Source organism: Paracoccus sp. (in: a-proteobacteria), assembly GCF_030604785.1.
GTDB lineage: Bacteria > Pseudomonadota > Alphaproteobacteria > Rhodobacterales > Rhodobacteraceae > Paracoccus.
In genome coordinates, this window is the sequence record NZ_JAUVVF010000006.1 from 44,813 (window position 1) to 67,154 (window position 22,342).

At 67.6% G+C, this 22,342-nt stretch carries 23 protein-coding genes; 16 read left to right on the forward strand and 7 right to left on the reverse strand.

What is annotated here, in order from left to right; all coding sequences use genetic code 11:
• Positions 1 to 294 precede the first annotated feature (294 nt).
• From QAR72_RS03635 to QAR72_RS03650, 4 genes are read left to right on the forward strand one after another with little or no spacing between them, the layout of a single operon-like run.
• A complete protein-coding gene (locus tag QAR72_RS03635) occupies positions 295 to 1,140 on the forward strand; it encodes a shikimate dehydrogenase (RefSeq protein WP_304616005.1) in 846 nt (281 codons plus the stop codon).
• Positions 1,137 to 1,724, forward strand: a complete 588-nt coding sequence (gene coaE / locus QAR72_RS03640; RefSeq protein ID WP_304616006.1) for a dephospho-CoA kinase — start codon at positions 1,137 to 1,139, stop codon at positions 1,722 to 1,724. Before QAR72_RS03635 ends, coaE begins: the two co-directional genes overlap by 4 nt.
• Positions 1,717 to 2,418 (forward strand): DNA polymerase III subunit epsilon, encoded by a 702-nt coding sequence (gene dnaQ / locus QAR72_RS03645; protein WP_304616007.1) that lies wholly within the window; start codon positions 1,717 to 1,719, stop codon positions 2,416 to 2,418. The genes coaE and dnaQ overlap by 8 nt, the downstream gene beginning before the upstream one ends.
• Positions 2,419 to 2,455: 37 nt before the next feature.
• Positions 2,456 to 3,385: a YihY/virulence factor BrkB family protein gene (locus QAR72_RS03650; protein WP_304616008.1), complete on the forward strand. Its 930-nt coding sequence runs from the start codon at positions 2,456 to 2,458 to the stop codon at positions 3,383 to 3,385.
• On the opposite strand, the gene QAR72_RS03655 is transcribed toward QAR72_RS03650, so the two are convergent.
• A complete protein-coding gene (locus QAR72_RS03655) occupies positions 3,386 to 4,189 on the reverse strand; it encodes a response regulator (protein ID WP_304616009.1) in 804 nt (267 codons plus the stop codon).
• Between the two features lie 131 nt (positions 4,190 to 4,320).
• On the opposite strand from QAR72_RS03655, the gene QAR72_RS03660 reads away from it, so the two are divergent.
• Genes QAR72_RS03660 through QAR72_RS03690 form a run of 7 tightly spaced genes read left to right on the forward strand, consistent with a single transcriptional unit; the run spans position 4,321 to position 10,954 of the window.
• On the forward strand, positions 4,321 to 4,431 hold the full coding sequence (locus QAR72_RS03660) for a NepR family anti-sigma factor (RefSeq protein WP_304616010.1): 111 nt from the start codon (positions 4,321 to 4,323) through the stop codon (positions 4,429 to 4,431).
• A gap of 37 nt (positions 4,432 to 4,468) precedes the next feature.
• A complete protein-coding gene (locus QAR72_RS03665; protein WP_304616011.1) occupies positions 4,469 to 5,035 on the forward strand; it encodes an RNA polymerase sigma factor in 567 nt (188 codons plus the stop codon).
• 12 nt (positions 5,036 to 5,047) lie between these two features.
• Positions 5,048 to 6,826 (forward strand): sensor histidine kinase, encoded by a 1,779-nt coding sequence (locus QAR72_RS03670; protein ID WP_304616012.1) that lies wholly within the window; start codon positions 5,048 to 5,050, stop codon positions 6,824 to 6,826.
• A gap of 38 nt (positions 6,827 to 6,864) precedes the next feature.
• Positions 6,865 to 7,587, forward strand: a complete 723-nt coding sequence (locus QAR72_RS03675; RefSeq protein WP_304616013.1) for a paraquat-inducible protein A — start codon at positions 6,865 to 6,867, stop codon at positions 7,585 to 7,587.
• The gene (locus tag QAR72_RS03680; protein WP_304616014.1) at positions 7,584 to 8,273 is read left to right on the forward strand and encodes a paraquat-inducible protein A; all 690 of its coding nucleotides are present in this window, start codon (positions 7,584 to 7,586) and stop codon (positions 8,271 to 8,273) included. The genes QAR72_RS03675 and QAR72_RS03680 overlap by 4 nt, the downstream gene beginning before the upstream one ends.
• Positions 8,266 to 10,320 carry a PqiB family protein gene (locus QAR72_RS03685; protein ID WP_304616015.1) on the forward strand — a complete coding sequence of 685 codons (2,055 nt, stop codon included), beginning with the start codon at positions 8,266 to 8,268 and terminating at the stop codon, positions 10,318 to 10,320. Before QAR72_RS03680 ends, QAR72_RS03685 begins: the two co-directional genes overlap by 8 nt.
• A gap of 1 nt (position 10,321) precedes the next feature.
• Complete coding sequence (locus tag QAR72_RS03690; RefSeq protein WP_304616016.1) at positions 10,322 to 10,954, forward strand: PqiC family protein; 633 nt, start codon at positions 10,322 to 10,324, stop codon at positions 10,952 to 10,954.
• Here QAR72_RS03690 and QAR72_RS03695 read toward each other — a convergent pair.
• From QAR72_RS03695 to QAR72_RS03705, 3 genes are all read right to left on the reverse strand, one after another.
• Complete coding sequence (locus QAR72_RS03695) at positions 10,951 to 11,730, reverse strand: inositol monophosphatase family protein (RefSeq protein WP_304616017.1); 780 nt, start codon at positions 11,728 to 11,730, stop codon at positions 10,951 to 10,953. The two genes, QAR72_RS03690 and QAR72_RS03695, sit on opposite strands and share 4 nt — an antisense overlap.
• Positions 11,717 to 13,081 carry a TldD/PmbA family protein gene (locus QAR72_RS03700; protein WP_304616018.1) on the reverse strand — a complete coding sequence of 455 codons (1,365 nt, stop codon included), beginning with the start codon at positions 13,079 to 13,081 and terminating at the stop codon, positions 11,717 to 11,719. The genes QAR72_RS03695 and QAR72_RS03700 overlap by 14 nt, the downstream gene beginning before the upstream one ends.
• A gap of 91 nt (positions 13,082 to 13,172) precedes the next feature.
• Complete coding sequence (locus tag QAR72_RS03705; protein ID WP_304616019.1) at positions 13,173 to 14,678, reverse strand: DUF2125 domain-containing protein; 1,506 nt, start codon at positions 14,676 to 14,678, stop codon at positions 13,173 to 13,175.
• 74 nt (positions 14,679 to 14,752) lie between these two features.
• On the opposite strand from QAR72_RS03705, the gene QAR72_RS03710 reads away from it, so the two are divergent.
• The gene (locus tag QAR72_RS03710; RefSeq protein ID WP_304616020.1) at positions 14,753 to 15,373 is read left to right on the forward strand and encodes an enoyl-CoA hydratase/isomerase family protein; all 621 of its coding nucleotides are present in this window, start codon (positions 14,753 to 14,755) and stop codon (positions 15,371 to 15,373) included.
• 27 nt (positions 15,374 to 15,400) lie between these two features.
• Here QAR72_RS03710 and QAR72_RS03715 read toward each other — a convergent pair whose 3' ends face one another.
• The 3 genes from QAR72_RS03715 to QAR72_RS03725 form a co-directional block, all read right to left on the reverse strand.
• Positions 15,401 to 15,829, reverse strand: a complete 429-nt coding sequence (locus QAR72_RS03715; protein WP_304616021.1) for a hypothetical protein — start codon at positions 15,827 to 15,829, stop codon at positions 15,401 to 15,403.
• An 87-nt stretch (positions 15,830 to 15,916) separates the two neighbouring features.
• On the reverse strand, positions 15,917 to 17,323 hold the full coding sequence (locus QAR72_RS03720) for a sensor histidine kinase (protein ID WP_304616022.1): 1,407 nt from the start codon (positions 17,321 to 17,323) through the stop codon (positions 15,917 to 15,919).
• A complete protein-coding gene (locus QAR72_RS03725) occupies positions 17,316 to 18,020 on the reverse strand; it encodes a response regulator transcription factor (protein WP_304616023.1) in 705 nt (234 codons plus the stop codon). The genes QAR72_RS03720 and QAR72_RS03725 overlap by 8 nt, the downstream gene beginning before the upstream one ends.
• Before the next feature lie 182 nt (positions 18,021 to 18,202).
• Here QAR72_RS03725 and QAR72_RS03730 point away from each other — a divergent pair, with 182 nt between their 5' ends.
• From QAR72_RS03730 to QAR72_RS03745, 4 genes are all read left to right on the forward strand, one after another.
• Positions 18,203 to 19,444 (forward strand): ABC transporter substrate-binding protein, encoded by a 1,242-nt coding sequence (locus QAR72_RS03730; protein WP_304616024.1) that lies wholly within the window; start codon positions 18,203 to 18,205, stop codon positions 19,442 to 19,444.
• Positions 19,445 to 19,515: 71 nt separating this feature from the next.
• On the forward strand, positions 19,516 to 20,388 hold the full coding sequence (locus QAR72_RS03735; RefSeq protein WP_304616025.1) for a carbohydrate ABC transporter permease: 873 nt from the start codon (positions 19,516 to 19,518) through the stop codon (positions 20,386 to 20,388).
• Entirely contained in the window at positions 20,378 to 21,232 is an 855-nt protein-coding gene (locus tag QAR72_RS03740) for a carbohydrate ABC transporter permease (protein ID WP_304616026.1), read from the forward strand. The genes QAR72_RS03735 and QAR72_RS03740 overlap by 11 nt, the downstream gene beginning before the upstream one ends.
• A 3-nt stretch (positions 21,233 to 21,235) precedes the next feature.
• Positions 21,236 to 22,342, forward strand: coding sequence for an ABC transporter ATP-binding protein (locus tag QAR72_RS03745; RefSeq protein WP_304616027.1), 1,107 nt, complete (start codon positions 21,236 to 21,238; stop codon positions 22,340 to 22,342).

The window sequence follows — 22,342 nt, forward strand, 5'->3', positions numbered from 1 at the left end:
TAAGTTCGGGGATATTTTCCGGGGCGCCGGCCTGTCCACAGTTCGGCACGATCACCGTCCCGGGATGTCCACCTGTGGATCGCACGCAGCCGTTCCTGATTTGTCCGGGGCGGAATCCAGGCCCCTCGGCATCCGACCCGATTCCTGCCCATGATTCGACCCGATTCCCGCTCAGATTCGTCCACAGCCTGCGCCGTCCTTGCCACAGCGCGGGCTCTGTGCAGGGTCAGCAGGCTTTCTTCCTGCGCCGAAGCCGCTTAACCTGCGGACATGTCAACACATTCAGAGCATGCGATGTCAGAAGAGGCCTCAATCCGGCACGCACCCCTGGCCGGAGTGATCGGACTACCGATCGCGCACTCCCGCTCGCCCCGGCTGCATGGTCACTGGCTTCGGCGCTATGGTCTGCCGGGTCACTACATCCCGATGCCCGTCCTGCCCGAGCATCTGGCCGAAGTGCTGCGGGTCCTGCCGCAGGCCGGCTTTGTCGGCCTCAATGTCACGATCCCGCACAAGGAAGCCGTGCTGACGCTGGCCGATACCGTGACGGATCGCGCGGCGCTGATCGGCGCGGCCAACACGTTGATCTTCCGCCCGGACGGCAAGATCCACGCCGACAACACCGACGGCTACGGCTTCATCGCCAATCTGCGCCAGAATGCGCCCGACTGGGCGCCCGAGGCCGGCCCCGCCGCGGTGATCGGCGCAGGCGGCGCTGCGCGTGCCGTCGTCGCCTCGCTGCTGGATTCCGGCGTTCCCGAACTTCGCATCGCCAACCGCACCCGGCTGCGCGCGGAACAGATCAAGGCCGAATTCGGCGCGCGTCTGGTCGTCTATGAATGGGCGCAACTGGGCAACATGCTGGACGGGGCCGCGACGGTGGTGAATGCGACCTCTCTGGGGATGGAGGGCAAGCAGCCGCTTCGGGTGCCGCTGGATGCGCTGTCGCCCGACGCGCTGGTCACCGACCTCGTCTATACCCCGCTGATGACCCCCCTTCTGACCGAGGCGCAGGAACGCGGCTGCCGCATCGTGGACGGGTTGGGCATGCTGCTGCATCAGGCTGCGCCGGGATTCGAGCGCTGGTTCGGCCACCGGCCCGAGATCGACGACGAGACCCGCCGGGTCGTTCTGGGATGAGCTATCGTCTGGGGCTGACCGGCAGCATCGGCATGGGCAAATCCACGACAGCCGCGATGTTCCGCGACCTTGGCCATCCGGTCTGGGACGCAGACGAGGCCGTGCACCGGCTCTATGCCCCGGGCGGCGCGGCGGTCGAGCCGATCCGGGCGGCCTTTCCCGGCTGCATCTCGGCCGGTGGCGTCGATCGCGGTCTGCTGAAACAGGCCTTGGCGGCCGATCCGGGCGCGCTGGCGCGGCTCGAGGCGATCGTGCATCCGCTGGTGGCGGCGGACCGCGCCGCCTTCATCGCCGCCCATGCCTCGGCGCCGCTGGTCGTGCTCGACATCCCGCTTCTGTTCGAGACGGGCCGCGACCCCTCCCTCGACGGCGTCGCGGTCGTCTCGACCGATGCCGAGACGCAGCGCGCCCGTGTTCTGGCGCGGCCCGGGATGACGGCGCAGATGCTGGACATGATCCTGTCCCGTCAGATGCCTGACGCTGAAAAGCGCGCCCGCGCCGACTGGGTCATTCCGACCGACGACCTGCCCACCACCCGACAGGCCGTCCTGTCCCTGATCGAGGATATCCGTTCCCATGCGTGAGATTGTCCTGGACACCGAAACCACCGGCTTCGAGGCCGAAGGCGACGACCGCATCGTCGAGATCGGCGCGCTGGAGCTGGTGAACCATCTGCCCACCGGCCGCACCTTCCACGTCTATATCAATCCCGAACGCGCCATGCCGAAAGAGGCATTCGAAGTTCATGGCCTGGGTGACGACTTCCTGCGCGACAAGCCGAAATTCGCGCAGATCGCCCGCGACTTTTTGGACTTCATCGGTGCGGATTCGCGTCTGGTCATCCACAACGCGACCTTCGACATGCGCTTTCTCAACGCCGAGTTGACGCGGGCGGGTCATCCCGCGCTGCCGATGTCGCGCGCGCTGGACACGCTGGAGCTGGCGCGGCGGCGCTTTCCCGGCTCGCCCGCCACGCTGGACGCCCTGTGCCGGCGCTTCGGCGTGGACAATTCCGGCCGCGAACTGCACGGCGCGCTGCTGGATTCCGAATTGCTGGCCGAGGTCTATCTGGAACTGGTCGGCGGGCGTCAGCCCGACCTGGTTCTGGTCGGCCCCTCGGGCGGGCAGGCGGATGCCGCGGGTCCGCGCATGCAGCCCCGCGCGCAGCGCCCCCGCCCCCTGCCCCCGCGCCTGACCGAAGCCGAGGCCGAGGCTCATGCCGCCTTTGTCGGGAAGCTGGGCGAAGGGGCGGTCTGGCTGCGCTACAGCGACGCGTGATACGGACGGCCATTGCGGCGCGGGCCCTTGTTCCTGCATGGTCGAAGAAACAGGGCAGGTGCCGATGCTGACGATGCTGCGCGAGTTCTGGTCGTTCTGGGCCGCCATCCTGGAAAGGATGGACAAGACCCACATGACGCTGATCGCGGCCGGCGTGGCCTTTTACGCCATGTTCGCCGTCTTTCCCGGACTTGGCGCGATCATCGCGCTGTGGAGCCTGTGGTTCGATCCCGCCGTGGTGCTGACCTATCTGGACGTCGCGCATGAATTCATCCCCGGCGGCGCGGCCGAGATCGTCGACGATCAGGTCCTGTCCCTGACCGAGGGCGGCCAGACCGCCATCGGCTGGACCTCTTTCGTGTCGTTCCTGATCGCCACGATTGCCGCCCGGGCCGGGGTGGATGCGCTTATCCGGGGACTGAACGCGGCTTACGGCGTGCGCGCGCATTCCACGATCTTCGGCTTCATGCTGGCCTATCTGCTGACGCTGGTGATCGTCGGCATTTCGCTGGCGGGCCTCGCCACCATCGTGATCGTGCCGATCCTCTTGAACTTCTTCGTCTTTGCGCCGGTGCGGGGGCTTCTTGTCACCGCTTTGCCCTGGGTCGGGATGTTCGCACTGGTCATCGTGACCATCGGCATCCTCTACCGCTACGGGCCGAACGTGAAGACGCCGCGCACGCCCATCTTCACGGTGGGTGCGTTCTTTGCGGCGCTGCTCTGGTCGGCGGGCTCGATCGCCTTTTCGGCCTATCTGTCCAGCTTCAACAGCTACAACCGGATCTACGGCTCGATCGGGACGGTCGTGGCGCTGCTGATGTGGTTTTATCTGGCCGGCTTCTCGGTGCTGCTGGGCGCGCTGATCAATGTCGAGCGCGCCCGCAGGCGCCGGATGCGCGATGTGCGCGCCCTGCGCCGGCACGCCGATCCTGCCGGGCAGGACGGCGCATCCGGCGCCAAGGGCTGATCAGGCCTCCAGCCCCTCGGTCGAGGCGAAGAACATCGCCTGGCTGACGGCGGAACGCACCTGTTCCTCGCTGTAGGGCTTCGAGATCAGGAAGGCCGGCTCGGGACGTTCGCCGGTCAGCAGGCGCTCGGGGAAGGCGGTGATGAAGATCACCGGGATGTCGCCCATGTCGCGCAGCAATTCGTTCACCGCATCCACGCCGGACGAGCCGTCGGCCAGCTGGATGTCGGCCAGGATCAGGTCGGGGCGATACTTGCCCGCCAATTCGATGGCCGCGGAATGGGTGCGGGCGACGCCCGTGACCTCGTGGCCCATCGCCTGGACGATGCCCTTCAGGTCCATCGCGATGATCATCTCGTCCTCGATCACCATGACCTTGCCGCGGATCGCGCTGCCCATCTCGTTCAGGGCGATCTGGACCAGTTCTTCGGCCTCGGACGGTTCAATCTGCATCACGCGGGCGATCTGGTCAGGGCGCAGCTCCTCGATGGTGCGCAGCAGCAGCGCTTCGCGGGAATTGGGCGTCAGGCCGCGCAGGTGATCCTGGGCGCGGCGTTCGCGAGTCGACAGGTCGTGATCCTCGACCGGCTGGCCCGAACTTTGCCAGATCACGTGAAAGGTGCGGAACAGGCCGATACGGATATCCTCTTCCCCCTCGAGAACCGAGCGGTCGGTCAGGATCGCCTCCAGCGTGGCGGCCGCATAATTGTCGCCAGCGGTTTGACTGCCGGTCAATGCGCGCGCATAGCGACGCAGAAAGGGCAGCTCGCGCCCGATGGATTGGGCCAGATCGGCAGCGGTCATGGAACAGTCCTCATATTTCGCAACTTGCAAGGAACTATTATCACGACCTATCGGTTGCATCACGTGCGCACAAGATTTTCAGGATCGACAACACGATGCCAGCCAAACGCGACGACCGTCGGAGAGCAGCGGTGGAGAAGCAGATAGACGAAAACCTCAAGCGGGTCTACGAACAGGACGCCACGGACGAGATCCCCGACCGCTTTCTGGAACTGCTCCAGAAGCTGAAGGAACAGAAATGAGATCCGGCGCCTTTGCGTCGCGTGACAAGGCCATCCGATGAGCAACCCCCTTCAGGACGATCCGCGCGAACAGCTGGTCTCTCATCTTCCGGCGTTGCGGGCCTTCGCGCTGTCGCTGACGCGCGAGGGTGCGTCTGCCGATGACCTGGTGCAGGACACGATCGTCAAGGCCTGGACCAACATGGACAAGTTCCAGACCGGCACCAACCTGCGCGCCTGGCTGTTCACGATCCTGCGCAACACCTTCTATTCGTCTCGCCGCAAGACCAAGCGCGAGGTCAGCGACTCGGACGGGCTGCACGCGTCGCGGCAGGCCACCAAGCCCGATCACGACGGTCGCCTTGCGATGAACGATTTCCGCGCGGCCTTCGCGCTTTTGCCGGATGAGCAGCGCGAGGCGCTGATCCTTGTCGGGGCCTCGGGTTTCTCCTACGAGGAAGCCGCCAGCATGACCGGCGTCGCCGTGGGCACGGTCAAGTCGCGCGCCAATCGGGGCCGCCGCAAGCTGGCCGAGCTGCTGCATCTGGCAGACGGAGAGGAAATGCAGATGACCGATCAGGCCACACTTGCCGTCATGGCACAGAACCACGCAGCGTCCCGCTAGAACGGCGGACGAATGCGACGGATCGCGGAACGGCTGGACTTCACGCGGCGCCTTGGCTTTCGCCTGGGCGCCCTGTTGTCGATTGCGATCCTGCCCATCGGCCTGATCTCGCTGATCCAGAACCTGCACCTGTCGCGCGAGGCCGAACGCAGCGCCGAACTGGCGCTGCTAGGCCGCACGGCCTCGGCGGCGGCGGGGGAGCGGGCGCTTCTGCAAAGCGCCCTCGGCTCGGCCGAGGCCCTTGGGCCGGCGGTTCTGGAAACGATGGAGCAGCCGCAGCAATGCTCCGACCTGATGCGCAATTTCGTCCAGCGAAGCGCCACCTATCTTGCAGCCGCCTTCGTGCCGGTCGACGGCGTGACAAGCTGCCTGTCGGGCGATGTCGAGCGGGTCGACGTGAATTCGGCCCTGCCCCCGGGGATGGAGCAGCCGATGACGCGGGTCTTCGCCGTCCGGAACGCGCCGATCAGCCAACAGGCGGCGGTCGTCGTCATGCAGCCGTTGTTCTCGGGGACGGATTTCCTGGGCTACACGGCCGTGTCGCTGAGCCAGGATCTGCTGCGGTCGACCCATCTTCCCAATGCGGGAACCGAGGGCGCGCATATCATCAGCTTCAACAACCAGGGCGAATTGCTGACCGCCGACAGCGTTCTGGGCGCCAGGGCCGTGTCGCTTCTGCCGCGCGGGCTGGAACTGGCAACGCTGGCGCGGCAGGGGGAATCCTCGTTCCGGGCGCTGTCCGAGGGTGGCGAACGGCGCGTCTTCACCGTCGTTCCGGTCGTTCCCGGCCTTGTCTATGCGCTTGGCAGCTGGACACCGCGCACGGCGGGCTTCGGCGTGTTCCAGCTGTCGCGCGTGGGGGCGGTCATCCTGCCCGTGGCGTTGTGGGCGGTGTCGCTCGCCGTGGCCTATCTGGCCGTGTTCCGGCTGGTCCTGCGTCATATCAGCGTGCTGCGCGGCCAGATGCGGCGTTTCGCCATCGGTGCCCGCGACACCGCGCCCCCGGTTCTGGAAGATGCGCCGACCGAGATCGCGGATGTCAGCCAGACCTTCCACAACATGGCGCGCATCCTGATCCGCGACGAAGAGGCGATGGAGAAGTCGGTCGCCGAAAAGACCGTCCTGCTGAAAGAGGTCCATCACCGGGTCAAGAACAACCTGCAGCTGATCGCCTCGATCATCAACATGCAGAGCCGTCTTGTGGATGACCAGGACGCCAAGCGCGTGCTGCGTTCGGTCCAGGACCGTGTGGCGGCGCTGGCGACGATCTATCGCAACCTCTATCAGGCCGAACAGCTGGACGCGGTGCAGGCCGATGCGCTGCTGGGCGACATCATCGGCCAGATGGGCAATGTCGCCGCCGCCAGCGGGCGCGATCTGGACATCCGCACCCGGATCGACCCGCTGCGGATGGTGCCCGATCAGGCCGTGCCGCTGACCCTGCTGGCGACCGAGGCCTTCACCAACGCGCTGAAATATGCACGGCCCGGCCCGCACGAGGAACGCGCCCTCGTCACCGTGACCCTGACCGAACCGAAACCCGGCATCGGCCATCTGGAAGTGACGAATTCGGTCAGCGATATGCCGGTGGCCAGCGCGGGAACCGGTCTTGGATCGCAGCTGATCGAGGCTTTCGCCATGCAGCTTGAAGCGCAGGTCGAACATGACGCGACGCAGGGCCAGCACCGCGTGGCGGTCAGCTTCGATCTGGCGCGGGGCGGCCAGCCGGCGGGTCAGGACCCGCGCAAGGTGGTGCTGACATCGGCCGCGCGGGCGGGCTCGCGCCACTAGCCGCTTGCGCCTTGCGGGACCAGGCCTATCTTTCAGCAATGAGCGCCGAACCCTCATACGATCTTGCGACCGGCCGCGGCCTGATCGCCTGTCCCAGCTGCGATGCGCTGCATCTGCGCGAAGACATGGCCCCGGGCGAGACCGCGCGCTGCATCCGCTGCGGCCATGTGCTGGCCAAGCCGCGCGAGGGCGCGTTCGGCCAGCTGATCGCGCTGGCCTTCACCTCGATGGTGCTGCTGATCGGAGCGGTGTTCTTTCCCTTCCTCGAGGTCTCGACCTTCGGCTTCGGCAATGCCAGCTCGCTCTTTGACGTGGCGCTGGCCTTTGCGGACGGGGTGCTGCTGCCGCTCGTCGTCGCGGTGCTGGCGATGATCATCGGACTGCCGATCGCGCGGTCATTCCTGCTGGTCTACACTCTGGTCCCCTTGGCGCAGGGCCGCCCGCCCCACCGCCACGCCGCCACGGCGTTCCGCTGGTCGGAAACGCTGCGCCCCTGGTCCATGGCCGAGATCTTCGTGATCGGCACCGCCGTCGCGCTGGTCAAGGTGGCGGGCCTGGCCTCGGTGCATCTGGGGCCGGCCTTCTGGGCCTTCTGCGCGCTGATCTTCGTCAACCTCGCCAGCCGGTCCTTCATGTGCCGCACCTCGATCTGGGACGCGATCGAGCAATCGGGCCAGTCCGTCGATGACCGCGACCCTGCCGGCCCCCCTGCCGAGGCGCAGCGCCCCGCCAACCTTGCCGATCCGCAGGCCGGTGCATGAGCGCCCAGACCGAGCCGCAATCGCCGGTCCTGACCGCCCATCGCGCGGGCCTGATCGGCTGCCGGTCCTGCGGCCGCGTCTGGCCGCAAGATGAAGCCCATTGCCACCGCTGCGGGGCCGAACTGGTGCCACCCGACCGGCGCGGGCTGCAGGCCGTCTGGGCTTGGCTGATCGCGGGGCTGATCGCCTACATCCCCGCCAATGTCTTTCCGATGATGAGCACCCAGACCTTTGCCGGGCTGGCGGGCAATTCCGAAGCCACGATCCTCGGCGGCGTGATCGAGCTGATCCATTACGGCAGCTGGGACATTGCGGTCATCGTCTTCGTCGCCTCGATCGTCGTGCCGGTGGGCAAGTTCATCGCCATCGCCTGGCTGGCCGTGGTGGCCGGACGCCCGGCCAATGTCGATCAGGCGCATACGCGGCTGAAGGTCTACGAGGTGGTCGAATTCATCGGCCGTTGGTCGATGATCGACGTCTTCGTCGTCGCGATCCTGTCGGCGCTGGTGCAGCTTGGTTTCGTCGCCTCGATCAAGCCGGGCCCGGCTGCGGTCTCGTTCGCGCTGTCGGTTGCCTTCACGATGCTTTCCGCGCAAAGCTTTGACGCAAGGCTGATCTGGCGCGGCTTGCCGCTGCGAAGCCGAAGCAGTGCAGGCAGCGCCACGACAGGACCGAACGATGAGTGACACCCCCCCGCCCCTGAAACCGGCCAGCCCGGTCCGCAAGACTGCCGCCCGCGCGGCACAGGCCGGGGTCAACGTCATCTGGCTGGTTCCGATCATCGCGCTGGTGGTCACGCTGGGGATCGCCTGGAACGCCTTTCGCGACCGGGGCAGCCTGATCCAGATCGAATTCGCGGATGCCACCGGCATCACCGCCGGCGAGACGACCCTGCGCTTTCGCGAGATCATCGTGGGCCGGGTCGAGGCGGTGCAATTCACCCCCGATCTCGGCCGGGTGGTGGTCGATGTCCGCATCAACCGCGATATCGCGCAATATATCGACGACGAGGCCAGCTTCTGGATCGTGCGCCCGCAGGTCACCGCGCAGGGGGTGACGAGGCTGGACACTGTGCTGACCGGCGCCTTCATCGAAGGGTATTGGGACGCCGATGTCAGCGAGCCCGCGACCCGCTTCGTCGGGCTGGAACGTCCGCCCCTGATCCGCAACGACCAGCCCGGCACCTGGGTCACGCTGGCCATGGACGAGGCCGACGGTCTGAACGAGGGCGCGCCGGTCCTGTTCCGCGGCGTGGCGGTGGGCCGGATCGAGAATATCCGCCTGGATCCCGGCTCGGACCGCGTGCTGGCCGATGCCTTCGTCGAGGCGCCCCATGATGGCCGCCTGACCAGCGCGACGGTCTTCTGGGACACGTCGGGCTTTTCGCTGTCGCTTGGCGCGCAGGGCCTGTCCTTCAACGTGAATTCGCTGGCCTCGATCCTTCAAGGCGGCGTGGCCTTCGACACGCTGGCCAGCGGCGGCCGCCCGGTCGAGCCGCAGCAGGTCTTCAACGTGCAGCCCGACGAAGGCACGGCCCGCAACCTGCTGTTCAGCGGCGAGGATGACAGCCAGCCGCTGATGCTGGGCATGATCATCGACGATTCCCTGCGCGGCCTGACCCGCGGCGCCGATGTCCAGTTCCAGGGCCTGCGCGTGGGGCAGGTGAACGATCTGGCCGTCATCACCACCGAAGGGCCGGGCGGGCGGCCGGAACTGCGTCAGCTTGTGACGTTGGCGATCCGCCCCGGCCGCCTGGGTCTGGCCGACGATGCCGACCCGGCCGATGCGCTGGCCTTCCTGACCTCGGCGGTCGAGGACGGGCTGCGCGCCCGCGTCGCCAGCGCCGGCTTCCTCGGGACCTCGCTGATCGTCGAACTGGCCGAGATCCCCGACGCGCCCCCCGCCGCCATGGATCTGGAGGCCGAGCCGAACCCGCTGATCCCCTCGGTCGAGGGCGATCTCGAGGATTTCTCGGCCAGCGCGCAGGGCTTCATCGAACGCATCGGCCGCCTGCCGATCGAGGAATTGATGAACTCGGCCCGCGACATGCTGGACAGCATTACCGCGATCGCCAGCGATCAGGACACCCGCGCCATCCCCACCGCCTTGCGCGAAGCCATCGAGGATGGCCGTCTGGCCCTGTCCGACCTGTCGGCCATCACCGCGCAGCTGCGCGAGAACAACAGCGGCGAGACGCTGGCCCAGGCGCTGGAAGATGCCTCGGCCGCGTTTCAGGCGGTGTCCGAAGCCGCCGCCGATGTCCCCGAGATGGTCGAGCGGATCGATGCCGCCGCCTCTGCGGTCGAGGAATTCGGCTTTGCCGAGGTCAGCGCCCAAGTCGAGGGGATCCTGGCCGATCTGCGTGCCATGCTGGGCAGCGAGGATGCCGAACAGCTGCCGCGCAACCTGTCGAACACGCTGGAAGCCGCGACCGGCCTTCTGAACGACCTGCGCGACGGCAATGCGGCGGGCAACCTGAACAACGCGCTGCAATCGGCCAGCAATGCGGCGGACGAGATCGCCGCCTCGGTCCAGCAGCTTCCGCAGCTGATCCAGCGCCTTCAGGTCGCCGCCGCGCGCGCCGACGGGGTGCTGTCCAGCTATGGCGACCGGTCGGCCTTCAACAACGAGGTCATCGGCACCCTGCGCGAATTGCGCCGCGCGACCGAGGCTTTCGGCTCTCTGGCACGCATGATCGAACGTAACCCCCGCGCCTTCATTCTGGGACGCTGACATGACCAAAGCCCTTGCCCTGTTCCCTGCCGCGCTTCTGGCGCTTGGCGCCTGTTCCAACCCGGAAAAGACCGCGCGCCATCTGATCGACCCGCCCACTGCGGGGATTCAGGTGCCCAACCGGCTGGGTTCGGCGGTGCTGAAGGACGTGGCGCTGCCGCAATACGCGTCGGATCAAGAGGTCGCGTTCCAGACCGCCGATGGCGCCGTGCGGTCGAACCCGGACAATGTCTGGGCCGACAGCCCCAGCCGGGCCTTCACCACGGTGCTTGCCCGCGCCATCACCGACGTGTCTGGCGCGACCGTGATCGGCGAGCCCTGGCCGCTGGCTGAACCCCCGCGCCGCGAGGTCGAGGTGCGCGTCGAACGCGCGCTGGCGCAGGCCAACGGCATCTATCGTCTGAGCGGTCGCTATTTCGTGGCCGACGGGGCGGGCGGTGGCGCGAACCACGCGCGCAGCTTTGACATCAGCGTGCCGATGGCGGCGCAGTCGCCCGCCGCTACGGCTGCCGCGCAAAGTCAGGCCATCGCGATCCTTGCCCAGCAGATCGCCACCCTGTCCGGGCCGGGCAGCACCATCGCGACCAGCGCGCCTTCGGCCAGTGACCCGTTCGCGCTGCCGCCGCTTTTCTAGGCTAGCGCCTCCAGCAAGGCGCCATGCAGGCGGGGGCCTGCGACGATCAGCCCGTCCACCATCGCGCGCGGGCTGTTGAAGCGCATGACCCCCCCGCGCCGGTCGCTGACGCGCGCGCCTGCGCGTTCCGCGATCAGCGCGCCTGCGGCAATGTCCCATTCCCAAGCCGCCCGCAGCGACAGGGCCGCGTCGAAGCGCCCCTCGGCCGCAAGGCACAGCCGCCATGCCAGCGAGGACCGGAATTCGCGCCGGAAGGGCGGCACGATGCCGCCGCGCCAGTTTTCGGCTTCGGTCACGGCGCGATAGGTCAGCACCCGCGCGCCGTCTATCCCGGCATCCGAAGGCTTCAGCGGCTGGCCGTTCAGCAGTGCGGGACCGTCCTCGCGCGCGGTGTAGGTCAGGCCCTGCGCGGGCAGATGGACCACCGCCGCGACGATCCGTTCGCCGCGCGCCACGGCCAGCGAATGGGCGAAACTGTCCTGCCCGTCGATGAAGGCGCGGGTGCCGTCGATCGGGTCGATGATGAAGCAATGCTCGGCATCCAGCCGCGCCGGGTCGGCCTCGGATTCCTCGGAAAGCCAGCCATAGCCGGGCCGCGCGCCCATCAGTCGCGCGGCCAGCGCGTCATTCACGGCCAGATCCGCCTCGGTCACGGGACCCGCATCGCCGCCCTTGTCCCACGCCTTGGGATCGCGTCGCCAATAGCCAAGCGCGATCCGGCCCGCCTGTTCGGCGGCTTCGGCCAACAGGGCCAGATCGGCCTCAGGCGCCGGCAAGCGTCATGCCCTCTACCAGCAGGCTGGGAACCTCGATCCCGCGCCACGGCAGCGCGTCATCGGCGGCGATCATGCCGCGCAGCATGTCGCGCAGATTGCCCGCGATGGTGCATTCGTTGACGGGATAGGCGATCTGCCCGTTCTCGACCCAGAACCCCGCCGCCCCGCGCGAGTAATCGCCGGTCGTCGGGTTGATCGACGCGCCCAGCATCGAGGTCACGACCAGCCCGCGCCCCATCTGCGCGATCAGCGCCTGCTGGTCGCCCTGCCCGGGCGTCAGGATCACGTTGGAATGGCTGGGCGAAGGCGACGAGGCCAGACCGCGCGCCGCCGATCCGGTGCTGGCCATGCCCAGCTTGCGTGCGGAGGCCAGATCCAGCGTCCAGCCCTTCAGCGCACCCTTTTCCACGATGGCGCGGCGCTGCGTCGGCAGCCCCTCGGCGTCGAAGGGCCGCGAGGATGCGTAGCGCGGGCGCAGCGGGTCCTCGATCAGGTCCATGCCTTCGGGCAGGATCGCCTCGCCCAGATCGCGGCGCAGCCAGCTTGCGCCCCGCGCGATGGCGCTGCCATTGACCGCCGACAACAGATGGCCGATCAGCGATCCCGCGACCCGCACGTCATAGAGGATCGGAAAGGCGCCCGTGGGCGGCTTCCTGGCGCCCGCCCGCGCCAGCGTGCGTTCGGCGGCCAGAAGGCCGATCTCCTCGGGCTGGGGAAGGTCCTCGGCGAAGACGCGGGATTCGCCCGCGTAATCGCGTTCCATGCCCAGCCCCTCGCCGGTTATGGCCACGACTGATAGCGCATGGCCGGTGCGCGAATAGCCGCCCGAAAACCCGTTCGAGGCCGCAAGCCACATCCGCCTGCGGCTGTAGCTGGCATTGGCGCTTTCGACCTGGCTGATGCCCCTGACCGCCAGTGCGGCGGCCTCGGCGCGCAGGGCCGTGTCCTGCAATCCGGCAGGCTCGGGTTCGGGTGCGTTTTCGGCCAGTTCCAGCCCTTCGGCATCGCGGCGCGGCGACAGCTGGTCGGGATCGGCCAGACCGAGCGTGTCATCGACGGGCGCCTCGCGCGCCATGGCGACGGCGCGTTCGGCCATGCGGGCGATCGCCTCGGCGCTGTGATCCGAGGACGAGACCGCCGCCTGCCGCCCGCCGATCAGCACGCGCAGGCCGATTTCCAGCCCCTCGGCGCGTTCGGCCTGTTCCAGCGCCCCGGCCCGCACGTCGATGCTGACCGAGCGGCCGTCGACGGCCAGCGCGTCGGCCTGATCCGCGCCCGCACGCTGCGCGGCATCGATCAGGGTCTCGGCAAGGCGCCTCAGGCGGTCGCGGTCGGGGGTCTGGATCGTCATGGTCGGGGCTCGGGTCGTTCTTGCGCGGGGGCGTTGACGAAAAAAGGCCGGGGCTCTGCGCCCCGGCCGTTCGGTTATCCGGCTATGCCTGTCACTTGACCTGCTGGCCGTTGGCGAAGATCGATCCGTCCTGCCGGAACTCCATCTCGGTGCGCAGGCGGTTCTGGTCGCCATCGACCGGGCGGGCGAACATGGCCATCATCATCCGCGCGCCCATGACCTGGTCCTGCGGCACGACGCCCATCGCGACCAGCGTATCCAGCAGCGTGTTCACGCCGGTGAAATCGCCGGTCATGCGGCCCTCGGGCATGGTCGGGTCGTCGCCAAAGGTCAGCGCGCCCGTCACCTCGGCCGTGGCGCCGACGGCGGCGACCGCAATGCGGTTCACGTTCAGGCTGAGCGGCATCAGCGGCGGCGTCTCGGGCATGGCCTCGTCAGCCGTCATCAGGTCGGCGGTCAGCATCAGCTTGCCGTCCACATCGATGTTCAGGCTGGCCGGGTCGCGGGGCATCTGCTGCTCGGGGTCGAACATCGACCACAGCGATTCGTCCAGCGTCATCTGGTCCAGCACGTAGCGCAGCGCGAAGGGCTGCGGCTGATCGCTGGCCAGAAGCGGCATGACCAGACGCGTCGTCACCTCGGCGATGTCATAGGACATGGTTATGCCAAGGGCCGGGTTCTCGGTGGTCAGGGCCATCCCCGTGCCGCCGCCGCCGATCTCGAGCCCGTCGGCCGACATCTTCACCGCCAGTTCGCTGGTGGCCGCCGCAAAGCTGCCGCTGCCCTGTTGCGGCTCACCCATGGGATCGTTGCCGTCGCTGGCGAAATTCGCGGTGATCGCGCCGGTTCTCATGGTCACGTCAGCCGTCAGGCCGGCGCGCAGCGCGGCCGAGGGATCGGCGTCCATGCTGGTGCCGTCGCCGGGGGTAAAGCCGGTGCCGGTCGCTTCCAGCGCCTCGATCCGCAGGCTGGCCTCGACATTCTGCACTTCGGGCCCGGCCTCGTCGTTGCGCGTGGCGGCAAAGGTCAGGTCGGTGCTGTCGGCGCGGAAGGTGAAGTCCTGCTCGTTGCCGGTCTCAAGCAGGCGGATCGCCTGGGCGCCTTCAAGGCCGGTCATGGTCAGGACCAGCGGCGTCTGGTCGGCCAGATCGGTGGTGGTGCCGGTCAGGCGCAGTTCCGGCACGGTCGAGGCATGACGCATATCCTCGACGGTGCCGCTGGACAGCGTCTGGTTGCCCGGCATCTGCAGGACAAGGTCCATGCCGCTTTCCTCGCCCGACGGATCGGTGAAGCGACCGGTCATGGTCATGTCGCCCTCGATGGTCGAGCGGACCTGACCGTCGCCCGCATCCTCGAAGACCATGCGCGGCAAGGTCGCCACGAAGCTGCCCTCGGCCTCGGGCGGGGCGCTGAGGGTGACGTTCTCCAGAACCAGACGGTCCCGGCCTTCATCGCGGTTGCCGATTTCGACCAGCGTTCCTGAATCGGTCAGGCTGCGTTCGATGTTGGCCCAGACATCCGCGGGGCTGAGATCGGCAAGGGCCGCGCCGGCCCCAAGGATCAGCGCAAGCGCCGATGTTGCAATGGGACGAAACATGGCTGATACCTTTCGCAAGACAAATCCGAGCATGATTTCTGGCACAGGCAGGCCCAAAGGGAAAGAGGCAGGGGATGATCGGCACCGAGCGTCTGTCGGGCGGCGAAATGGCGCTCATCACCCTCGACCGGCCCGGAAAGGCCAATGCCCTGGCCGAAGAGATGCTGCGTGCCCTGATCGCCGCCTTCGACAAGGCCGAGGCAGAGCGGGTGAAGGCCGTCATCCTGACCGGAACCGGCAAGGTCTTTTCGGCGGGGGCTGATCTGGATGCCGCGCGGGCCGGGCTGGCGCAGTCGGATCTGTGGACGGCCTTGTCGGGGCGGGTGGCATCGATGCCCTGCCTGACCATCGCGGCGCTGAACGGCACGATGGCGGGCGGGTCATTCGGGATGGGGCTGGCCTGCGACATCCGGCTGGCCGTCCCCGAGGCGCAGTTCTTCTATCCGGTGATGCGGCTGGGTTATCAGCCGCCTCAGGGCGACCCCGAGCGGCTGGCCGCGCTGATCGGACCGTCGCGGGCGCGCATGATCCTGATGGGCGGTGCGCGGATCGGCAGCGACGAGGCGTTGTCATGGGGTCTGATCGACCGCATCCACGACCGCAGTGCGCTGCTGGTTGCGGCGCAGGATCTGGCGGCGGCGGCTTTGTCGGCTTCGGCCGATCACGTGGCGGCTCTGAAGGCCCGGCTGGCGTGACAGCACCAGCAGGTTTGTCCAGCCGCGTCAGAAGCCGAGGCTGCTGTAATAGACTTCGGCCTCGCGGTCGGTCGTGTAGCCCACGCCCGAGGCGATGATGCAGCTGGTATCGTCCTCGCGCGGGGCAACGACGCTCCAGGTGCCCATGATGTCCGAGGCCCAGAGCTCGGTCCCCTCGGCGCCGGCCGTGACGATCACCTCCTCGGCGAAGTCATGGCGCAGGGTAAAGGCGATCTCGTCGTCGCTGGCGCAATAGGGCTGGTCCTGCGTGGCCTCGGCCGAGACGGGCAGCTCTTCGATCAGGCGCAGCAGGTCGGGGGCGGGGATGTCGGCCATGGCGGACCAGCTTTCGACCGCGCCTCCGGGGCTGGCCTTGGCGGCGGCGGGCAGGACCGACAGCAGCGCGACGCTGCCGGCCAGTCCAAGGCGGGCGATGCGGTTGGCGATGCGGTTCATGGTCTGGCCTTTCTGTTTCCGTTCGGTCAGGGTTGACATCGCAAAAACGCAAGGGCCCGAAAGGCAGTTCCGGTGACGTAGGGTCAGTCACGCCCAGTTGCGGCACAGTTGCAGGCGCGCGACCAGCCCCTGTCCGTCGCGCAGGAAGTCCAGCCGCCCCCCGTGCTGGGCCGCCACGGTCGAGACGATGGCAAGGCCCAGACCGACCCCGCTTGCGCCCTCGGCATTCTCGCCGCGCTGGAACGCGCCGGTCAGCCGCGCAAGGTCCGTATCGGACAGCGCCGAGCCACGATCGATCACGCTGATGCGGGCATCGTCGGCATCGGCTTCCAGCGTGACATCGGCGGAACGCCCGTATTTCAGCGCGTTGTCGATGAGGTTTGTCAGTGCCCGCCGGATCGAGGTCGGCTGCGCGCGCATCAGGATGGTCGGGTTCTCGACCAGAGGCCGGGTGATCGCCCGGGCGAACAGCGTGCCCGATGGCGCGGCGCGCGGCGGCGCAAGGCGCAGCGTCACGGGCAGGCCGACATCCTGGTAATCGGCCACGACCGCCTCGACCAGCGAGGTCAGAGAAATCTGGCGGAACGGCTCGGCCCCGATCTCGGCGCGGGTATAGGTCAGCACGCCGTCGATCATGCTGGTCATCTCGTCGATGTCATGCTCCAGCCGGGCGCGCAGGGCCTCGTCCTCGATCAGGGCGCTGCGCAGGCGCAGGCGGGTGGCGGGCGTGCCCAGGTCGTGGCTGACCCCCGACAGGACCAGCGCCCGGTTTTCCAGCGCGGCGCGGTCCTGCGCGACATAGGCGTTCACGGCCTCGGCGGTCTGGCGCAGTTCCTCGACCCCGCCGACGGGCAGGGCCGCATTGCGCGCCCGGTGATCGCGCAAGGCTGCGGCAAAGGCGGTGAAGGCGCCCGACACCTCGGCCACCCAACCGAGCAGCGCGGCCAAGGCGCCGATCGCCACCGCCCCCGCCAAGAGGCGTCTGTCAGAGGGCGCCGCGTCACAGCCCCAGATCGTCGCGCCCTCGACCCTGACCCAAGGGCCAGAGCCGGATTGAAGGTAAAGCTGCGGCTGGCTGCAGAATTGCGCCAGCGTCCGCGTGACCGACGCCAGACCCGCCGCCTGCCCCGTTCCGCCAAGGCTTTCCACCCGCGAGACCGGATACTGAATGTCGGGCGAATGCACGCGGATCGACAGGCGCAGCCCCTGCGACAGGTCGGGCCGCCCGCCACCGGTCAGGGCCAGCACGGTTTCGTGCCAGCCGGGCGCCAGGGGCGGCGGCTCGCGCAGCGGGGTCAGGGTCGTGCCCAGAGGCGTCGGGCCGCCATTCACCAGGCTGTCATGCAGCGCCAGCCCCGTCACATAGGCCCGCGACAGGTGATCGCGCCATGCGGCATCGCTGGAGGTCCACAGCCAGGTCGCGCCCGCCCCGGCCAGCATCGCCAGCACGACCCACAGGCTGGCCAGCACCCGAAGGCTGGGCCGCCTAGTCATCCGCCCGCGTCACTTCGGCGGCCAGCACATAACCGACCCCGCGTTCGGTGCGGATCAGGCCGGCATCGGTCTTTTGCCGCAGGCGGCCGACCAGCATGTCGATGGCCCGGCCCTCGGCGGCCTCGTCATCGTCCAGGGCGGCGGCGATCTCTTCGCGGGTCAGGGGGATCAGCGGATTGGCCAGAAAGACGCGCAGCAGCGCGGTCTCGCGTGCCGACAGCGTGACCTGCCAGCCGCCCGGCGCCGTCACCTCGTCGCGGCGCGCGTCATAGCGCCAGCCGCCAAAGCGCAGCACGCTGTCGCGGCGGCGGTGGATCAGGCTGGGCGCCCTGCCCGCCCGGCGCAGAACCGCACGGATGCGCGCCAGCAGCAGGTCGGGGTTGAAGGGCTTGGCGATGTAATCGTCGGCGCCGACCTCGTATCCGGCCATGCGCTGATGATCGGCCGACAGCGCGCTGACCATGATGATCGGCACGTCCTGCGCGGCCCGGATCTCGGCGCACAAGGCGACGCCGTCATCCTCGCCCAGGGACACGTCCAGCAGGATCAGATCGACGCGCCCCGATTTCAGCGCCGCCAGCGCGCCCGCGCGGCTTTCGGCCAGCGTCACATGCAGCCCCTGCCGTTGCAGATAGGCGGCCAGCATGGTGGCCATGTCGGCGTCGTCCTCGACCAGCAGCAGACGGTGCAGGCTCATTCGGTTCCCCCTCGGCGGATCGTCATAGCAGGGTCGCGGCGGGTTTCGTAACAGTTTGTAACGAAGCGCCGCGAAATCTGTCCGGCGCATGGCCGCCATGCATTGCACGAATGCCCGCCTGTTTGGCATCTTCCGGATCAGGCAGGGCCAAGGTCCCTGCGCTGAAAGATCTGGGAGGATCCATGAAGCTGAAAACCGTTCTGGCGGCCTCGACCGCCGTGATGATGGCTGGCCCGGTGCTGGCCAATCCGCAGGCCGAAGTGCTGCATTGGTGGACCTCGGGCGGCGAGGCCCGCTCGGTCGCCGTCCTGCAGGAGCAGTTCGCCGCCGAGGGCGGCACCTGGACCGACATGCCCGTCGCGGGCGGTGGCGGCGATGCGGCGATGACCGCCCTGCGCGCCCGCGTCCTGTCGGGCAATGCGCCGACCGCCGTGCAGCTGAAGGGTCCGGCGATCCAGGAATGGTATGAAGAGACCGGCCTTGCCGATATCGGTGCCGTGGCCGAAGAGAACGGCTGGGCCGACGTCCTGCCCGCCCAGATCGCCGAGCACATGAAATGCGAGGGCGAATGGTGCGCCGCGCCGGTGAACGTGCACCGCGTCAACTGGATCTGGGGCAACAAGCAGATCCTGGACGAGCACGGCATCGAGATGCCGACCACCTGGGACGAATTCAACGCCGCCGCCGCGAAGCTTCAGGAAGCCGGCGTGACGCCGCTGGCCCATGGCGGTCAGGCCTGGCAGGACGCCACCGTCTTCGAGACCGTCGTTCTGGGCATCGGAGGGCCGGAATTCTTCCAGCAGGCGCTGGTCGATCTGGACCCCGAGGCGCTGACCTCGGACACGATGAAGCAGGTCTTTGACCAGATGCGCACGATCCGCGGCTATGTCGATCCGAACTTCTCTGGCCGCGACTGGAACCTGGCCACCGCCATGGTGATGAACGGCGAGGCCGCTTTCCAGATCATGGGCGACTGGGCCAAGGGCGAGTTCCTGGCGGCCGGGAAAGAGCCGGGCACCGATTTCGTCTGCGCGCAGACCCCGGGCAACGGCTTTCTCTACAACGTGGACAGCTTCGCCTTCTTCAACGTCGAGGGTGACGACAAGCAGCAGGGCCAGGCCCTTCTGGCGCGCCTGATCATGGGCGAGGACTTCCAGAAGACCTTCAACCTGAACAAGGGCTCGATCCCGGCACGCACCGACGTGGCTCTGGACGAGTTCGACAGCTGCGCCGTCGCCTCGGCCGAGGCGATGAATGCCGGCGCCCAGGACGGTTCGCTGCTGCCCAGCTATGCCCACGGCATGGCGCTGCGCGGCGCCCCGGCCGGTGCGATCACCGATGTGGTGACCGCGCATTTCAACAGCGACATGTCGTCGGATGACGCCGTGCAACAACTGGCCGACGCCGTCGCCAACGCGATGTAATCCCGGCCCGACTGCCCCGCGCCATGCCGCACGGCCCTTGGCGCGGGGCTTTTTCTTTGGGGATGCCTGACATGGAATGGCTTGAACGCAACGTGCCCAAGCTGGTCTTGGCGCCGTCCTTCGTGGCGATCCTGGTCTTCGTCTACGGCTTCATCGCCTGGACCGCCTGGATCAGCTTTACCCGCTCGCGGCTGATGCCGCGCTACGAACTGGACGGCTTCATCCAGTATGAACGCCTCTTTGCCGCGCCGCGCTGGGACGTGGCGATGAACAACCTGTTCATCTTCGGCGGACTTTTCATCGTGATCTCGATGGTCATCGGTCTCGCGCTGGCGATCTTCCTCGATCAGAAGATCCGGGCCGAGGGCGTCTTGCGGACGATCTACCTCTATCCCATGGCGCTGTCGCTGATCGTGACGGGGACGGCGTGGAAATGGATCCTCAACCCCGGACTGGGCGTGCAGGAAATGGTGCGCGGCTGGGGATTCGAGAATTTCGCCTTCGACTGGCTGATCCGGCCCGACATGGCGATCTACACCATCGTCCTGGCCGCCGTCTGGCAGGCCTCGGGCTTCGTGATGGCGCTGTTCCTGGCGGGCCTGCGGTCGGTCGATACCGAGATCATCCGCGCAGCCCAGGTGGACGGCATCCCGACCCATCGCATCTATTCCGCGATCATCATCCCGACCATGGCCCCGATCTTCCTGTCGGCCTTCATCGTGCTGGCGCATCTGGCGATCAAGGCCTTCGACCTGGTCATCGCCCTGACCGGAGGCGGCCCCGGCTACGCCACCGACCTGCCCGCGACCTACATGTATGCGATGGCCTTCTCGCGCGGCGATCTGGGTCAGGCGGCGTCCAGCGCGATGATCATGATGATGGTCATCTTCGCCATCGTGGTTCCCTATCTCTACAGCGAATTGAGGCCGCGCCGTGACCAGTAACACCGTCTTGCGTTGGGGCCTCTACGGCATCCTGTTCCTGTTCGCGGCCTTCTACCTGATGCCGCTGTTCGTGATGCTGACCACCTCGCTGAAAAGCCTGGAAGAGATCCGCACCGGCAGCCTTCTGGCCCTGCCGCGCGAGATCACCTTTGCCCCCTGGGCCGAGGCTTGGTCCACCGCCTGCGCGGGCACCCAGTGCGAGGGGCTGCGGCCCTTCTTCTGGAACAGCGTCCTGATGGCCGTGCCCGCAGTCGCGATCTCGACCGTGGTCGGCGCGCTGAACGGCTATGTCTTCGCGCAGTGGCGGTTCCGGGGCGCGAACCTCTTCTTTGCCGCGATCCTCTTCGGCTGCTTCATCCCCTTCCAGGTCGTGCTGCTGCCGATGGCGCAGATGCTGGGCCTGATGGGCATCGCGGGGACCATCCCGGGGCTGATCTTCGTGCATGTCATCTACGGCATCGGCTTCACCACGCTGTTCTTCCGCAACTACTACGTCACCATCCCGCAGGAGCTGGTCCGCGCGGCCAAGGTCGACGGGGCGGGGTTCTTCCGCATCTTCTGGTCGATCTTCCTGCCGATCTCGCTGCCGATCATCACCGTCTCGGTCATCTGGCAGTTTACGCAGATCTGGAACGACTTCCTCTTCGGCGTGTCCTTCAGCGGGCCGGGCAGCCAGCCCGTCACCGTGGCGCTGAACAACATCGTCAACTCCACCACCGGCGTCAAAGCCTACAACGTGGACATGGCCGCCGCGATCATCGCCGCGCTGCCCACGCTGCTGGTCTATGTCGTCGCCGGCAAGTACTTCATCCGCGGCCTGACCGCCGGCAGCGTCAAGGGATAAGCCATGCCCATCCTGGAAATCGACCACCTGCAGAAAGCCTATGGCGACACCCACATTCTGCACGACATCAACATCGCGATCGAACCGGGCGACTTCCTGGTCCTGGTCGGCCCTTCGGGCTGCGGCAAGTCAACGCTGCTGAACTGCATCGCGGGTCTTGAGCCGATCACCGGCGGTACGATCCGCATCGCCGACCGCGACGTGACGGGCGTCTCGCCCAAGGACCGTGACATCGCGATGGTGTTCCAGTCCTACGCGCTTTACCCGACGATGAGCGTGGCGAAGAACATCACCTTCGGCATGCAGGTGCGCGGCGTCGACAAGGCCACGCAGGAGCGCAAGCTGGCCGAGGTCGCGCGCCAGCTGCAGATCGAGCAGCTGCTGAACCGCAAGCCCGGCCAGCTGTCGGGCGGCCAGCGCCAGCGCGTCGCCATGGGCCGGGCGCTGGTCCGCGATCCGGCGCTGTTCCTGTTCGACGAGCCGCTGTCGAACCTTGACGCGAAACTGCGCGTCTCGATGCGGACCGAGATCAAGAAGCTGCATCAGGATCTGAATGCCAGCATCGTCTACGTGACGCATGACCAGATCGAGGCGATGACGCTGGCCACCAAGATCGTGGTGATGAAGGGCGGCGTGATCCAGCAGATCGGCACGCCGGCGGAAATCTACAACAAGCCCGCCAACATGTTCGTCGCCGATTTCATGGGCAGCCCTGCGATGAACCTGATCCCGGCGCGGGTCCGAGCCGAGGGCGGCCAGACCCGGATCGAGATCGACCGCCCCGGCGATGCGCCGCTGGTCATCACCGATCCGGTGGCCCGCGACCTGCCGGCCGAGATCGTTCTGGGCGTCCGCCCTGAGGACATCCACGAGGCGACGGGCAACGCGCACCTGCCCGGCACGGCGCAAGGGGCGGGCGGCGATGTCCTGATCGAGATCGTCGAACCCGCAGGCGCGGATACCTTCGCGGTCACGCATCTCGGCGGCAAGCCGGTGACCGCCCGGCTGCGCGCGGAAAGCGCGGTTCAGGCGCGCAAGCCGTTTCCGCTGGCTTTCGACCTCTCGAAAGTGTCGTACTTCTCGCCTAAGGATGGCCAGAGGCTGAACTGA